General features: G+C 70.1%; 16 protein-coding genes and 1 pseudogene. 14 read left to right on the forward strand and 3 right to left on the reverse strand.

Annotation, left to right across the window (positions count from 1 at the left end; genetic code table 11):
• The 7 genes from VF542_RS18905 to VF542_RS18935 form a co-directional block, all read left to right on the forward strand.
• Window positions 1–439 (forward strand): MFS transporter (locus VF542_RS18905; protein ID WP_408653249.1); only part of this gene is annotated, 439 nt, incomplete at its 5' end.
• A gap of 10 nt (window positions 440–449) precedes the next feature.
• Complete coding sequence (locus VF542_RS18910) at window positions 450–1,475, forward strand: sulfotransferase family protein (RefSeq protein ID WP_408653250.1); 1,026 nt, start codon at window positions 450–452, stop codon at window positions 1,473–1,475.
• Window positions 1,459–2,298: an SDR family NAD(P)-dependent oxidoreductase gene (locus VF542_RS18915; protein ID WP_408653251.1), complete on the forward strand. Its 840-nt coding sequence runs from the start codon at window positions 1,459–1,461 to the stop codon at window positions 2,296–2,298. Before VF542_RS18910 ends, VF542_RS18915 begins: the two co-directional genes overlap by 17 nt.
• 36 nt (window positions 2,299–2,334) lie before the next feature.
• Entirely contained in the window at window positions 2,335–3,183 is an 849-nt protein-coding gene (locus tag VF542_RS18920; RefSeq protein ID WP_408653252.1) for a class I SAM-dependent methyltransferase, read from the forward strand.
• A gap of 38 nt (window positions 3,184–3,221) precedes the next feature.
• Window positions 3,222–4,103 carry a family 3 encapsulin nanocompartment shell protein gene (locus VF542_RS18925; protein WP_408653253.1) on the forward strand — a complete coding sequence of 294 codons (882 nt, stop codon included), beginning with the start codon at window positions 3,222–3,224 and terminating at the stop codon, window positions 4,101–4,103.
• An 8-nt stretch (window positions 4,104–4,111) separates the two neighbouring features.
• Complete coding sequence (locus VF542_RS18930; protein ID WP_408653254.1) at window positions 4,112–5,512, forward strand: NAD(P)/FAD-dependent oxidoreductase; 1,401 nt, start codon at window positions 4,112–4,114, stop codon at window positions 5,510–5,512.
• Entirely contained in the window at window positions 5,509–6,228 is a 720-nt protein-coding gene (locus tag VF542_RS18935; protein WP_408653255.1) for an aspartate/glutamate racemase family protein, read from the forward strand. Before VF542_RS18930 ends, VF542_RS18935 begins: the two co-directional genes overlap by 4 nt.
• A gap of 21 nt (window positions 6,229–6,249) precedes the next feature.
• On the opposite strand, the gene VF542_RS18940 is transcribed toward VF542_RS18935, so the two are convergent.
• Entirely contained in the window at window positions 6,250–6,747 is a 498-nt protein-coding gene (locus VF542_RS18940; RefSeq protein WP_408653256.1) for a DUF6328 family protein, read from the reverse strand.
• Between the two features lie 118 nt (window positions 6,748–6,865).
• On the opposite strand from VF542_RS18940, the gene VF542_RS18945 reads away from it, so the two are divergent.
• A complete protein-coding gene (locus tag VF542_RS18945) occupies window positions 6,866–7,711 on the forward strand; it encodes a DUF72 domain-containing protein (protein WP_408653257.1) in 846 nt (281 codons plus the stop codon).
• On the opposite strand, the gene VF542_RS18950 is transcribed toward VF542_RS18945, so the two are convergent.
• Window positions 7,704–8,594 carry a Rieske 2Fe-2S domain-containing protein gene (locus tag VF542_RS18950; RefSeq protein ID WP_408653258.1) on the reverse strand — a complete coding sequence of 297 codons (891 nt, stop codon included), beginning with the start codon at window positions 8,592–8,594 and terminating at the stop codon, window positions 7,704–7,706. The genes VF542_RS18945 and VF542_RS18950 overlap by 8 nt on opposite strands.
• A 256-nt stretch (window positions 8,595–8,850) precedes the next feature.
• Between VF542_RS18950 and VF542_RS18955 the strand changes: the two genes are divergently transcribed.
• The 3 genes from VF542_RS18955 to VF542_RS18965 all read left to right on the forward strand — a co-directional run bounded on the left by VF542_RS18955 (window position 8,851) and on the right by VF542_RS18965 (window position 10,708).
• On the forward strand, window positions 8,851–9,294 hold the full coding sequence (locus tag VF542_RS18955; RefSeq protein ID WP_408653259.1) for a helix-turn-helix domain-containing protein: 444 nt from the start codon (window positions 8,851–8,853) through the stop codon (window positions 9,292–9,294).
• A 4-nt stretch (window positions 9,295–9,298) separates the two neighbouring features.
• Complete coding sequence (locus VF542_RS18960; RefSeq protein ID WP_408653260.1) at window positions 9,299–10,297, forward strand: hypothetical protein; 999 nt, start codon at window positions 9,299–9,301, stop codon at window positions 10,295–10,297.
• 114 nt (window positions 10,298–10,411) lie between these two features.
• Complete coding sequence (locus VF542_RS18965; RefSeq protein ID WP_408653261.1) at window positions 10,412–10,708, forward strand: DUF2516 family protein; 297 nt, start codon at window positions 10,412–10,414, stop codon at window positions 10,706–10,708.
• Between the two features lie 50 nt (window positions 10,709–10,758).
• On the opposite strand, the gene VF542_RS18970 is transcribed toward VF542_RS18965, so the two are convergent.
• On the reverse strand, window positions 10,759–11,145 hold the full coding sequence (locus VF542_RS18970; protein WP_408653262.1) for an Mpo1-like protein: 387 nt from the start codon (window positions 11,143–11,145) through the stop codon (window positions 10,759–10,761).
• Window positions 11,146–11,289: 144 nt separating this feature from the next.
• On the opposite strand from VF542_RS18970, the gene VF542_RS18975 reads away from it, so the two are divergent.
• From VF542_RS18975 to VF542_RS18985, 3 genes and pseudogenes are all read left to right on the forward strand, one after another.
• Window positions 11,290–11,508, forward strand: coding sequence for a hypothetical protein (locus tag VF542_RS18975; protein ID WP_408653263.1), 219 nt, complete (start codon window positions 11,290–11,292; stop codon window positions 11,506–11,508).
• 400 nt (window positions 11,509–11,908) lie between these two features.
• Complete coding sequence (locus VF542_RS18980) at window positions 11,909–13,201, forward strand: family 1 glycosylhydrolase (protein WP_408653264.1); 1,293 nt, start codon at window positions 11,909–11,911, stop codon at window positions 13,199–13,201.
• A gap of 1 nt (window position 13,202) precedes the next feature.
• Window positions 13,203–13,393 (forward strand): annotated as a pseudogene (locus VF542_RS18985) (hypothetical protein); the annotation flags it as partial.

A 13,393-nucleotide genomic window follows, 5' to 3' on the forward strand; every position in this document is an offset into this window, starting at 1 on the left:
GCTCAGCTGTTTCAGCCTGGTCTACGCCGGCACCCGGCTGTTCATCGGGCGGCTGCCCGACAAGTACGGTCCGCGGCCGGTGGCCACCGCGTGCGCGATCTGCGAGGCGGTCGGGCTGCTGATCATCGCCGTCGCCCCGAACCTGCCGGTCGCCCTTCTCGGCAGCCTGGTGATGGGCGTGGGGTTCTCCCTGCTGCACCCGTCGCTGGCGTTGATGGTGATGAACCGTACGGACAAGAGCCAGCAGGGTGCGGCGCTCGGGGCATACACCTCCTTCTGGGACCTGGGCGTGGCAGTCTGGGGCCCCCTGGGCGGCGTGATCGCCGGCGCCTTGGGATACGAGGCCGTCTTCGTGGTCGGCGCCTGCTGCGCCGGGGTGGCCGCGGTGATGGCCATGCTGATCGCCGAGCCGAGCGATCAGCCCGTGACGGTGGCCTAGCGAGGACAGGATGGGGCAGCCAGTGGAGGACTCGGACATCACCGTCCTGTGCATCACCGGATGGTGCCGCAACGGCAGCACCATCCTGGGCAACATCCTGAACGAGGTTCCCGGCTTCTTCCATGTCGGCGAGCTGCACTTCCTGTGGAAGAACTCGGCCGGACGCGGCGCCAACAGCCTGTGCGGCTGCGGCGCGGTGCTGGCCGAGTGCCCGATCTGGTCGCAGATCCTGCCGGTGGGCCGCCCGGAGGGGATGTCACTGGCCGAGTACGCCGACATCGTGATCGCCCGGCAGCAGGGCTATGCCCGGACCCGCCACACCTGGCGGATCATGAAGCGCGGCATCGACACCGAGGGCCTGCGCCAGCATGCGCAGCTGATGACCGACACCTACCGGGCGATCGCCGAGCGCACCGGCGCCCGGGTCCTGGTCGACACCACCAAGATCCCCGGCGAGGCGGCGCTGCTGCCGCGACTGGAAGGGATCCGGCCGGTGTTCGTGCACCTGGTCCGCGATCCGGTCGCCGTCGCGAACTCCTGGCGCTCACCCAAGGACTACGTCTACACGATGTCGGCGAGCAAGAGCACCGCGTACTGGCGCGGTTTCAACATTGCCTCGCGGGCGCTCCTGCGCCGCTATCCGGGGCAGTCGATGTTCCTGCGCTACGAGGACTTCATCGCGAACCCGGCCGCGACGGTGGCTGACCTGTTGCGACGCTGCGGCGCCGACCCGCAAGACAATCCGGTGAACGGCCAGACGGTGGAGCTGCACACCAACCACACCGTGACCGGCAACCCGGACCGGTTCCGCACCGGCGCCACCGTCATCCGGCCCACCGACGACTCGTGGAAGCGCGGGCTGCCCCGCAGGGCACGGCTGGCCGCCATGCTGGTGTCCTGGCCGATGTCCTGGCGCTACGGCTACCGGCACCCTGCCGGCCTGCTGGCCCGCCCTCAGCCGGCGGTCACGGCGGCGGCGGTGGCAAGCCCGGCGAAGTCAGGATTGGAGGACGGCAGCGTTGGATCTGGGTCTTGAGAACAAGGTTGCGCTGATTGCCGGCGGCTCGAGCGGGATCGGTTTGGCGGTGGCCACCGAACTCGCCCGGGAGGGCGCGCACGTGGCGATCGCGGCCCGGGACGCCGACCGGCTGCAGGCGGCCGTCCGCGGGCTGCGCGACGTCGCCCCCGGTGGCCGGATCACCGGCGCCACGGTGGAACTGACCGACTCCGAGGCCGCCCGCCGCTGGGTGGACGAGGTGGCCGCCGAGTTCGGCGCGCTGCACATCCTGCTGGTCAGCGGCAGCAGCCCGCCGATCGGTCCGGCCACCCGGTTCCAGCCGAGTGACTATCAGGCCGCCGTGGAGAAGGTGCTCTACCCGGCGGTCACCCTGGCGCTGGCGGCGGTGCCGCACCTGCGGGCCGCGGGCTGGGGCCGGCTGCTGTTCGTGGCGTCGGAAACCGCCGTCGCCCCGATCGCGCCGCTGACCCTGTCCGGGGTCACCCGGGCCGCGGTGCTGCGGCTGGCCCAGGGCCTGGCCGCCGACCTCGGCCCGGACGGCATCACCGTCAACGTGCTGGCGCCGGGGTCGGTGCGCACCCCGCCGATGGAGCGGGCCGCGGCCCGGATGACTCCCGACGGCGCCGACATCAAGGCCACCCTGGCAGCGATCGGAGCGCATTCGGCGCTGGGCCGGCTGGCCGAACCCGAGGAGGTCGGGGCGGTTGCCGCGTTCCTCGCCAGCGAACGCGCGTCGTTCGTCACCGGCGCGGTCCACCTCATCGACGGCGGGGCCAGCGCGGTGGGACCCGACCTGCCGCACCTGACCGGCACCGCGCCCGGCACCTTCACCTTCACCTGAGCTTTGAAGCCAACAGCCCGCCCTGAAAGGGAGATCATGACCACCCGCCAGTCCTTCACCGAGCAGGACGTCGAGAGCTTCTTCGACCAGACCACCCAGACCTATCTGAACTTCTGGGACAGCGAGGGCGTGCTGCACACCGGCTACTTCAACGGCGAGTACGACCACGACTACCGAGCGGCGGCCGAGCGGACCTCGGACGTCGTGGCCACCGAGGCCGCCATCAACGCCGCGTCCTACGTGCTCGACGTCGGGTGCGGATGCGGCCCGTTCCTGTTCTACCTGGCGCAGCGCTTCGGCTGCCGCGGCGAGGGCCTGGACCTGAGCATCGAGCGGATCAACTTCGCCCAGCAACAGCTGACCGGTGACCGGGCCGGGCTCGATCTCAACTTCACCCATGGCTCGGCCACCGCGATGCCGTACGCCGACAACACCTTCACCCACGTGGTCAGCCAGGACGCGATGTTCCTGATCCCGGACAAGCCGCGCACCCACGCCGAGGTGTTCCGGGTGCTGCAGCCCGGCGGCGTCTTCGCGTTCTCCGACTTCCTGCAGCCCAGACCCGACATCAGCGAGCGCGGCCGCAAGCACGTCTATGACCGGGTGCGCTGGAACAGCGGCTACTCCTTCCTCGGCTACCAGCAGGCCCTGGAGGAAGCAGGCTTCGTGGTCACCCACGCTCGCAACCTGGAACCGCAGATCCGCCAGACCTACCGGGTGATCGGCAAGGCGGCAACCGAGCGGGCCGCCGAGACCGACGATCCGGCCGCCCGCGACTGGATGCTGGCCTTCGCCGAGTCCTGTGGTGAGATCGAACTCGCGATCGACCGCGGTGAGTTCGGCTGGGGGATCTTCGTCGCCCGCAAGCTGGCCAACGCCGGCTGACGCCCGTCCAAGGAACTTCTCGCTACCGAAAGGCAGACATGGCAATCCCTGGCCCCAGTGAGGTCAAGCGGACCCTCGCCGACGTGGTCGCCGACCGCAAGACGCAGATGTCGCCGGGCGGACGGTTCGTCGAGGCCTACCAGAAGGACGGCCTGGACGCCGCGGTGGAATTCGACGTCACGATCACCGACTCGGTGTCCAGCCATCGGCGCAAGCCCCGCTACCCGACCCGCAACATGTTCAAGATCGTCAACCTGTCGGCCGAGGACCGCCGGTTCTACTACCACGAGACCACCGCCCGGCCCGATGACCCCGAGGTCCCGCACGGCAGGGAACGGCGTGAGCTGGCCAACCATTTCCACATGTCGCCGGTGCCGGAGCTGCTGACCACCACGGCGTGGGTGCAGCTGCCCGACGGCCTGTGGGAGGACCCGGTGGCCTTCGAGGCATTCATCAACTCCCGGCTGGTGCTGCGGCTCTCCACCGCCGAGAACTACACCATCCTGTGTGGCGAGACCGGCCTGCTCGGCATGCCGGGCGTCACCCGCCTGACGTCCAAGGCGCCGTTCAGCTCGACCATCCTGGCTGCCTGCGACGAGGTCGAGCAGATGGGGTGCACGGCTGACGGCCTGGTCCTCAACCCGGTGGACTACTACCGCTACCTCGAGACCAGCCAGCTGATCGACACCCTGGAGCGCAACGGCGTCTTCATCGTCCGCACCCGGCTGGTGGAGCCCGGGACGGCGCTGGTCGGCGACTTCGGCCATGGAGCCGAACTCTTCGACGCCGGCCGCTCGACGATCCGCTTCGCCGAGGCCCCAGCGGGAACGTTCAGCGAACCCGGCATCGCGGTGAAGGCCGAGATCTACGAGCGGGTCGTGCTGAACCTGCCGTTCACCTTCTTCCTGGTGACCTTGTAGGCCGGGCCGTGCCAGACGGGGCGCTGTCCAGCCCGTCCAGCCCGTCCGGTTCGTGCTACGAGCCGGACGTGCTGGTGATCGGCGGCGGTGTCGCGGGGCTGTGGTGCGCGTACTTCCTGCGGCTCGCCGGCCACACCGTCACCGTGCTGGACCGCAACGCCGTGGGCGACCCGGTTGCCTGCTCATCCGGCAACACGGGGTTCGTGGCCAACGGGGGCGTTCCGCTGGCGGGCCCGGGCGTGCTGCGGCACGGGCTGTTCTCGGTGCTGCGCCCGGACGACCGGCTGGCCCTGCCGCCGACCCTGGACCGCCGGCGGCTGCACTGGTTGTGGCAGCTGCACCGGGCGGGCAGCCCCGAGCAGGTCCAGCGCAGCGCTGCCCTGATGATGGAGTTCAAGCGGCGCAGCCTGGAGATCCTGCACGAGTTGCGGGTCAGCGACCTGCCGCATCCCGACTTCGTCCCGACCGGCGTCGTGCAGGCCTACAAGACAGCCGACGCCTTCGCCCGGGCACGCCGGGCGCTGCCGCGGGCGGTTGCCAGCGGGATCCGGCTGCGCGTCCTGGAACCCGAGGAGCTGCGGGAGCTGGAACCGGATACCGAGTTCGACATCGCGGGCGCGCTGTACAACGAGGGCGGCGGCTTTCTCCGAGTGCCCAACTTCGTCGTCTCGTTGGCTCGGACGCTGACCGAGATGGGCGTCGACCTGGTCGAGGACTGCACGGTGGAGGGCTTCGAACTGTCCGGCCGCACGGCGGTGGGCGTGCGCACCAACCTCGGCGACTTCCGCCCGCGCGAGGTCGTGGTCGCGGCGGGCAGCTGGTCGGCGACGCTGGCTCGGATGCTGGACCTGGAGTTGGAGCTGCAACCGGTCCGGGGATACACCGTCACGGTGCGCAGGCCTGACAACGCACCGCGCGGCCTGGTACTGCTGGTGGAGGGGACGGTGGCGGTGCGGCCGTTCGGTGACCAGCTGCGATACGGAGGCGACATGGTGCTGGCCGGCATGGACAGCTCGATCGCGGCTCGGCGGGTCGCGCGGGTGCTGCGTACCGTGCAGGCGCACCTGCCCGCGCTGGAGGGCACCGAGGTGCTGCAGGTGTGGGCCGGGCTGCGGCCGTGCACCCCGGACAGCCTGCCGTTCATCGGGCGCGCGCCGGCCTATGACAACGTCACCGTGGCGGCCGGCCACGGGCACAACGGCATGGGCCTGACCCCGGTGGGCGGCCAGCTGGTCGCCCAGCTGCTCGGCGGCAGCACGCCGGCGATGGACCTGGCGCCGTTCCGGCTCGATCGCTACAGCGCCGCGCCGTCCTGGCTGCGGCCCCGGAACGCCAGGCTGCGGGTCGCCGGAGCACGGCGGCATCCTGCCCCGCAGGCCGGCAGCCCGGCCGCCGGAGGCCCCCGGTGACCGCCGGAGCGGGGACCCGGCTGGCCGAGGCGCCGATCGGGGTGATCGGCCTGGAGACCATCTTCACCAAGATCCCCGGCCACATCCGCAATCCGAGCACCTTCGACTACCCGGTGATCTACGAGGTGGTCGAAGGCGCCACCGCCGAGCGGGTGGTGACCCAGGCCGACCCGAGCCTGATCGAGCCGTTCTGCCAGGCCGCGCGGAAACTGCAGGCGCGCGGGGCTGCCGCCATCACCACCGGGTGCGGCTTCCTGGTGCTGTTCCAGAAGCAGCTGGCCGACGCGGTCACCGTGCCGCTGTTCGCCTCCAGCCTGACCCAGCTGCCGATGGTGCACCGGATGCTGGCCGCCGACCGGAAGGTGGGGTTGCTGGTGGCCAAGCAGCCCTCGCTGACGCCCCGGCACCTGGCGGCCATCGGGGCCCAGGACGTGCCGGTCTGCATCACCGGCATGGAGTCATCGACCGAGTTCCGCGAGGTGATGCTCGAAGGCCGGCGGGTGGAGCTCGACGTGCAGCGGCTGCAGGCCGAGGTGCTCCATCAGGTCGAGGAGCTGGCCCGGGCCAATCCGGACCTCGGTGCCCTGGTGATCGAGTGCACCGACCTGGTTCCGTTCGCGCACGCCATTCAGCAGCGCCTCGGGCTGCCGGTCTTCGACATCGTGACGCTGACGAACATGGTGCATTCCGCGCTGACCCGCCACCCCTACCGCTAGCCGAGCCGTTCTCGGGGCAGCTCAGCCGCCGGAGTGGCTCTCCTCGCGCCGGCGGGAGAGCGGCAGGACGACCCACAGGCTGATGAACAGCACAGCGAGCACGGTGGTCACCACCGCGGCGAATCCCCGCCCGACCACGTAGTCGAAGATCAGCAGGACGCCGCTGAGCACCGCGAGCAGCAGGAAGCTGGTGCCGGCCAGCGCGAGCCGGTTGGTGATCTTGACCAGCTCGTCCTTCAGGCCCTGCCGGAACGTCAGCCGGTGGAAGGCCACCGGCGCCACCAGCAGCGCGATGGACAGCGTGCAGAACAGCAGGGTGATCACGTAGATGGTCCGCTGCAGATCGTCGAGGGTCTGGAAACGCTGCTGGAACGCGATCGACAGCATGAACGCGAACAGGATCTGCACACCGGTCTCGGCAACCCGCAGCTCCTGCAGCAACTCCCCGTAGTTGCGGTCCAGCCTGTCGGCCTCCGACTCGTCCCGGCCGTCGGAACCGGACTCCTGGGCCTGTGCCACGTTGCGTTCCCTTCGTCGGCGGTAGCCCAGCCTCGCACATCCAGCCCGGCAAGCCCGCCGGGCGGCGGCGTGCGAGGCGGCAGCGGTGCACCTAGGTTGGAGTCATGGGTTGGCAGTCATGAACGCCTGGGTCGGCATCTCCGGCTGGATCTACCAACCCTGGCGTGGCGACTTCTACCCCAAGGGGCTGCCGCACCGGCAGGAGCTTGCCTTCGCAGCCTCCCGGCTCTCCTCGATCGAGGTCAACGGCTCGTTCTACGCCCTGCAACGGCCGGCCAGTTACCACCGCTGGGCAGCCGAGACGCCGCCGGACTTCGTGTTCTCGGTCAAGGGCGGCCGGTTCATCACCCACATGAAGAAGCTGCGCGACGTCCAGACGCCACTGGCGAACTTCTTCGCCTCCGGCGTGCTCGCCCTGCAGGACAAGTTGGGGCCGCTGCTCTGGCAGCTGCCGCCCACGTTGGCCTTCGATGCCGACCGGCTGACCGACTTCTTCACCAGCCTGCCGTCCTCGACCGGCGAAGCCGCCTACCTGGCCCGCCAGCACGACCAGCGGCTTGCCGGACGGGCCTGGACCGGCGTGCTGGAGGACCGGCCGCTGCGGCACGCGCTGGAGATCCGGCATGACAGTTACCGAACGCCGGCCTTTCCGCGGTTGTTGCGCGAGCTCGGCGTGGCCCTGGTGGTGGCCGACACCGCCGGTCGCTGGCCGCAGCTCTTCGACGTCACGGCTGACTTCGTCTACGTCCGGCTCCATGGCGCGCAGGAGCTGTACACCAGTGGCTACGACGCGGCCGAACTCTCGGTGTGGGCCGACCGGATCCAGGCCTGGACCGGCGCGGGCCTCGATGTGTTCGTGTACTTCGACAACGATGTCAAGGTGCGAGCACCCTATGACGCCCAGGCATTGCAGGCCGAGCTGAACGTCCGGTCCGCACCGGTGGCTGAGGCGGCTGTCAGCTGATCGGGTCCCTGCGCAGCGAGCCGACCTCCTCGGTGTGGCGCAGCTGGATCGAGCCGTAGCGGGTGCGCACCTCGTAGGCACGCTGGCCGCGGGTCGCGGGTCCCGCCAGCACCTGCCCGTCGCTGACCCGGAACTTGCTGCCGTGCCACGGGCAGACGATGCAGCCGTCGCTGAACGGGCCCTCGTGCAGCGGGCCGCCACGGTGGGTGCACCGGTCGGCGATGGCGTAGAGCTGGCCGCCGGTACGCACCAGCAGCACCGGCAGCTTGCCGTCGTAGACCAGGGTCGGCTGCTCGTCGACCAGGTCGGCTTCGGCCAGCACGTCGGTCCACTCCTCGGACGCGCGGTCGAAGGCGGTGGTGTCGACACCGACGCCGCGGGCGTAGCTCAGGTGCCCACCCAACCAGCCGGTCACCCCCAGCATCAGACCGCCGGCCGCTGCCAGCGCCACCCCCAAGGCGTGGCGCTGCCGGCGGCGGGCGAACCAGCTGCCGGTGTAGAGGACCAGCCCGACCTGGTTGCCCACCGCATGCACGAAGCCCACCCGGCGCTCGGCGAGCCGGGTGTCGGCCCAGTCGTTGGCGCCGGCCAGCGCTGCCGGCACCGCCGAGGCAATGCCCAGCCCGACCAGGTTGGTGGCCGCGGCCTGGCCTGCCTTGCCACCGGTCAGGTCCAGGTAACTGGCGCCGAGCCAGGATCCGATCGGCACGACCACCAGCATCGGGTGCAGCGGATGGCCGCCGGCGGTGCCGCTCAGCACGTTGCGCAGCGAGGTGGAGGCGCTCAGTCGCTTGGACACTAACCCGGCCAGCCGGTCGGCGACCGGATCCAGCGCGGTGGTTCGCTCGATCCGGCCAACCAGGTCCTCCAAGGTGCGGTTCATCTGCCAGCTCAGCATCATCGGCCTTACCCGGGCGGGATGGATCCCTGCGCTGCCTCGCCCGTGTGCTCGAAAGGTGGCTGTGGGTTCAGCTCTGCCGAGATTAGCGCGGACGGCCTCGGCGGGAGGCATCGGCGACCGGGGGCAGAACGCCCTACTGAACCTGGCGACATCTAGAAGCGCCGCGGCTGTGTATGAGCCGCCCCACACTGCTAGCAGCCCGCTTGCAATTGCTAGCACCCGCAGGCAGGCTGGAGCGGTGAACGTGGACGGGATCAAGGAGACAGCCGCCAAGGCGCCACTCATCGGCGTCGGCACCATCGGCGACTTCATCCGCGAGCAACGCCAGCAGGCCCAGGTGTCCCTGCGCCAGCTGTCCAAGCTGGCCGGGGTGTCCAATCCCTACCTGTCGCAGGTGGAGCGTGGGCTGCGCAGGCCCAGCGCGGAGATCCTGCAGCAGATCGCCAAGGGGCTGCGCATCTCGGCCGAGCAGCTCTATGTCCGGGCCGGCATCCTGGAGGACCGGCCGGCCGGATCGGACCTGGTCGCGGCCATCCTGGCCGACCAGGGGCTGACCGAGCGCCAGAAGAACGTCCTCGTCGAGGTCTATGAATCTTTCCGCCGTGAGAACCACGCCGCCGGGCTCGACCCGACACCCGCGGCACGGCCGAACGCCGCCGACGCGGCAACTGAGAAGGAGTGACTGCATGTCGATCGCCACTGATGTCCGTGCCTACGCCGACCTGGCGCTGGAGCAGGGCAAGAACGTGCTGAGCCAGGCAGGTGCGATGGTGAGCACCACCAACAAGCGGCTTGCCGCCGACGCGCCGAAGCCGGTGTTCGCCGCCCTCGGCGTCGCTGACCTGGTAGCCGCCACCGTGACCAAGCAGGCCGACCTGGTCAGCAAGCGGGTCGAGACGCTTCCGGCCGATGCTGCCGAGAACGTCGCCAAGGTGCAGGACACCGGCAGGTCGCTGATCAGCAAGACCCAGGACGAGGCCCTGGCCCGCATCGCCGAGCTGCGTGACCGCCTCGACACCGGCGTGGGCACGGTCAGGGCGCTGCCTGCGCTGTCGGTGACCGCGGCCAGCATCACCACCGTTTACCTCAGCAACGCCAAGCAGGTCTTCGGCAAGCTGACCGCTCGCGGCGAGACCCGGCTGGCCGAGCTGCGCAACGACTCGCGGGTCACCAGGGTGCTCGGCAACCTGGACGAGGGCTCCTCGGCACTGCAGGCCCGGCTGGCGCCGGTGCTCGGCTCGGTCCGCTCCGAGGTCGTTCCGTACCTGGACTCGGCCGTCGACGCCATCAAGGAGGCCGACCTCGGCGAGCCTGCCTCGCAGCAGGCGCGCACGTCGGGCACCGGCCGCCGGCGCACCACCGGTACCCGGGCGGCGTCCGGCACCACCTCGGCGGCCGCCAGCGGCACCGCGACCAAGCGGACCGCCGCCACCGACCGCGGCACCTCGACCGGCCGCACCTCGACCGGCCGCAAGTCCACCGGGGACACCCCGGCCACGGCCGCCACTCGCAAGGCGGGTACTCGCAAGGCCTCGGCTGCCAAGACGACCGGCAGCGCTGGCAAGGCGCCGGCTGCCAAGGCGACCGGCACCGCCCGCAAGGCGACCGCCACCGCCCGCAAGGCGACCGGCACCGCCCGTAAGGCGACCGGCAATGCCCGTAAGGCACCGGCCAACAAGGCCTGAGCCCATGGCCCGGGCAGCCTTGCCCGGCAGCCGCGTCCCGATAGGTGTTGTGCCCCGGCCCTGATTCATTTCGGGCTGGGGCACAGCTCTTCGCCGTGGATTAGGCTGGTAAGCGTGCAGACCATCAACAACATCGAGAACGGCCTGCTCCTGGTGCTGTTCCTGGGAGTGCTGGCCTTGCAGCTCTGGGCGTTGGTCGACTGCATCACCCGCAAGGCACCAGCGTTTCCGGCTGCCGGCAAGCTCACCAAACCGACCTGGATCCTGCTGACCGCGGTAGCGGTGGCACCGGTCGCCTTGTTACAGGACGTCACCAACCTGCTTGCCTACATCGGCATCATCGTCAGCTCGGTCTACCTGGCCGACGTCCGGCCCGCGGTCCGCGAGATCAGCGGCCCGTCCCGCTGGTAACGAGGCTCACGCCGACCGAGCGTCTTGCGCCCCCGCCGGGAGTACCCGGCTCAGGCCACCAGCCGGACGGCGGGCTCGGTCCAGTTCGAGGCGGTGCGGTGTTCGGGATGCTCGAACAGCCAATCCTTGGCGATGATGGTCAATTCGTGGTCGCGACCGCCGAACATCATCCGGATCATCTGGAAGTCGCCGCGCAACGACCACAACGGGTGGCCGAAGCTTGCCGGGTTGTTGCCCTCGACCAGCCAGTGGGCCGGCCACGCCGTGCCGTACCCGAGCACCGGCAGCGCGGCGATCAGCCGGCGCCGGCCGGTGAGCAGCCCCAGCACGGCCAGTGCCAGTCCCGTGACGGTGCCCGCGAAATGCAACTTGCGGGTCAGCGGCTTGGAGTGCATGGCGACGTAGTAAGGAAAGAACTCCCGGTAGCTGCCGAACATGGCTGACCTCCGCTTCGCTCGCCGCACCTCACCGGGCGGCACCAGCCATTCTGGCAAACCGGCCGGCCGGTGCCCAGTGTGGGCTGTCGGCTCACAGCACGCGGCGGGCCGTCGCCAGCGGGTGTCTGGCGGTAGCCTGGCGCCATGACTGAGTACCCCGACGAGAGCCGCGTCGAGGCGCGGGCGCATCTCGGTCCAGAGGAGTTGGCGGCCGGCAGCGACGATCCACACCGGCAGGCCGAGATCATCCTGGAGGACTCCGACGCGCGGACGGAGGACCCGGAGGGAACCAAACACGACTCCTCCCAGACGCCGGATCGACCGGATCAGCTTCCGGAGGCAGAGGCTCACAGCGCGGACTGATCGCTGGGCGTAGCAGTCCTCGGCGCGCGCAGCCGGCCGCGGTAGAAACCCCGCAGCGGGTGGGTCAACACCCCTTGTCCAGCAGGCTGAACCGCGTCGTCCGGTGGTTTCTGCCGCGGCCCGCCAGCGGCCGTGAGCACCCCACCCGGAACACTCTCGGCCGGGCTGGCGCAGGTCTCGGCGGTCTGCGCAGTCCCACCATCGGTGGCAAAAGGTGCGGCCGGCAGGGTACTGTAACCATCAGCTGGAACAGCAGCCCGTTCCGCTGCCCCTACCTGGCAGCGCGTAGACGACTAGCACCGGTCGATCGACTGGTTGCTTCGTAGGGGGCTCCGTGGTGTATCCAGCTGTCTCTGAATCTACGGACCTGTCACCCCTCCCCGCTGTGGGCCGGACCGTGGTGGCAGGTTATGAAAGTACCCACCTGCCGGGGTACCGGACCGATCTGCTCGAGGTCACCGGGCATTGCCAGCTCTGGCGGACCGATCTCGACGAGCTGCTGGCGGCGGGAGTCCAGCACCTGCGCTACCCGCTGCGCTGGCCGCAGATCGAAACCGAGCCCGGCCGCTTCGACTGGTCCGAGACCGACCGGGTGCTCGAGCACCTGCGGGCGGCCGGTGCCGTGCCGATCGTCGACCTGGTCCACCACACCAGCTATCCGGACTGGATCCGCGACGGTTTCCGCGACCCCGGCTTCGCTCCGGCGCTGGTCCGCTACGCCGAGGCGGTGGCCCTGCGGTACCCGTGGCTGCCGGCGTACACGCTGTTCAACGAGCCGTTCGCCACGCTCCATCTGGCCGGGCACGAGGGGTTGTGGCCCCCGTATGACCGCGGCATGAGCGGGTTCGTCCGGCTCGCCGGCTCGGTGCTGCCGGCCGTCAACCAGGCCGCCGAATGCTGGGCCGAGCTGCTCCCCGACGCCCGGCACGTCTGGGTCGACACCGCCGAGCACCATTCCGGTGACCAGGACCGCCAGGACTGCCAGGACTACGTCCGGTTCGCCAACGACCGGCGGCACATCTTCCTGGACCTGATGCTCGGTCACGACCTGGACCCGAACCGGCCCTTCCTGGCCGAGTTCATCCGGGCCGGCGGCGGCCCGCTGCTCGAGCTGCCGCCACGACGGGTCGATGTCGTGGGCCTGGACTACTACTGCCACTCCGAGTGGTACTACGACGGGGCCGGCGGGCACGCGCCCTCGCCGAACCCGGTCGGTTTCGCGGCGATCGCCGAGCAGTACTACAACCGGTACCGGCTGCCGATGATGTTGACCGAGACGAACCTGCGCGGCCAGCCCTCGGACCGGATCTCCTGGCTGCGTTACATGGTCGAGCAGTACGACCTCGCGCTCGATCGTGGCGTGCCGTTGCACGGTTTCTGCTGGTTCCCCCAGGTCGACTCCTGCGACTGGGACTCGCTGCTGGCACGTACCGCCGGACGCGTCGACCCGGTCGGGGTCGTGAGCATCGACGGCGACGCCAAGACCCGGCAGCGAACCAGCTTCACCGAGGCCTGGGAGAAGGTGGTCGTCGGCTCCGGCGCCGAAGACCTTCCGGCGTACCGTTTCCAGCCTCCCTGCGATGCCCTCTTGACCGGCTTGCAACCCACCTTGCGGCACTGGCCGTGGCAGGACCCGCCCGATGACCTCGCGAGCGCCGCCGTGACCGTGCCGCCTATCCCCTTGGAGGTTTGAAATGAATGACCGTCGGTCCCAACCCGACTTGATCGTGCTGTCGCACCTGCGCTGGACCTGGGTCTGGCAGCGTCCCCAGCACCTGGTCTCGCGGTTCGCGGTGCAGCGGGCCAAGGAGGGCGCCCGCACCTGGTTCGTCGAGGAACCGGTGATCGGTGACGTCGAGCACCTCCAGCTGGACACCGAGCAGCA

Origin of the sequence: Jatrophihabitans sp. (assembly GCF_036389215.1) — a bacterium.
In the GTDB taxonomy this organism is placed as follows: domain Bacteria; phylum Actinomycetota; class Actinomycetes; order Mycobacteriales; family Jatrophihabitantaceae; genus Jatrophihabitans_A.

What these genes read in the sequence shown, in the direction of transcription:
- VF542_RS18910 (WP_408653250.1), top strand. Translation starts at nt 450, where the DNA reads ATGGGGCAGCCAGTGGAGGACTCGGACATCACCGTCCTGTGCATCACC.
- VF542_RS18920 (WP_408653252.1), top strand. Translation starts at nt 2,335, where the DNA reads ATGACCACCCGCCAGTCCTTCACCGAGCAGGACGTCGAGAGCTTCTTC.
- VF542_RS18925 (WP_408653253.1), top strand. Translation starts at nt 3,222, where the DNA reads ATGGCAATCCCTGGCCCCAGTGAGGTCAAGCGGACCCTCGCCGACGTG.
- VF542_RS18945 (WP_408653257.1), top strand. Translation starts at nt 6,866, where the DNA reads ATGAACGCCTGGGTCGGCATCTCCGGCTGGATCTACCAACCCTGGCGT.
- VF542_RS18950 (WP_408653258.1), bottom strand. Translation starts at nt 8,594, where the DNA reads ATGAACCGCACCTTGGAGGACCTGGTTGGCCGGATCGAGCGAACCACC.
- VF542_RS18960 (WP_408653260.1), top strand. Translation starts at nt 9,299, where the DNA reads ATGTCGATCGCCACTGATGTCCGTGCCTACGCCGACCTGGCGCTGGAG.
- VF542_RS18970 (WP_408653262.1), bottom strand. Translation starts at nt 11,145, where the DNA reads ATGTTCGGCAGCTACCGGGAGTTCTTTCCTTACTACGTCGCCATGCAC.
- VF542_RS18975 (WP_408653263.1), top strand. Translation starts at nt 11,290, where the DNA reads ATGACTGAGTACCCCGACGAGAGCCGCGTCGAGGCGCGGGCGCATCTC.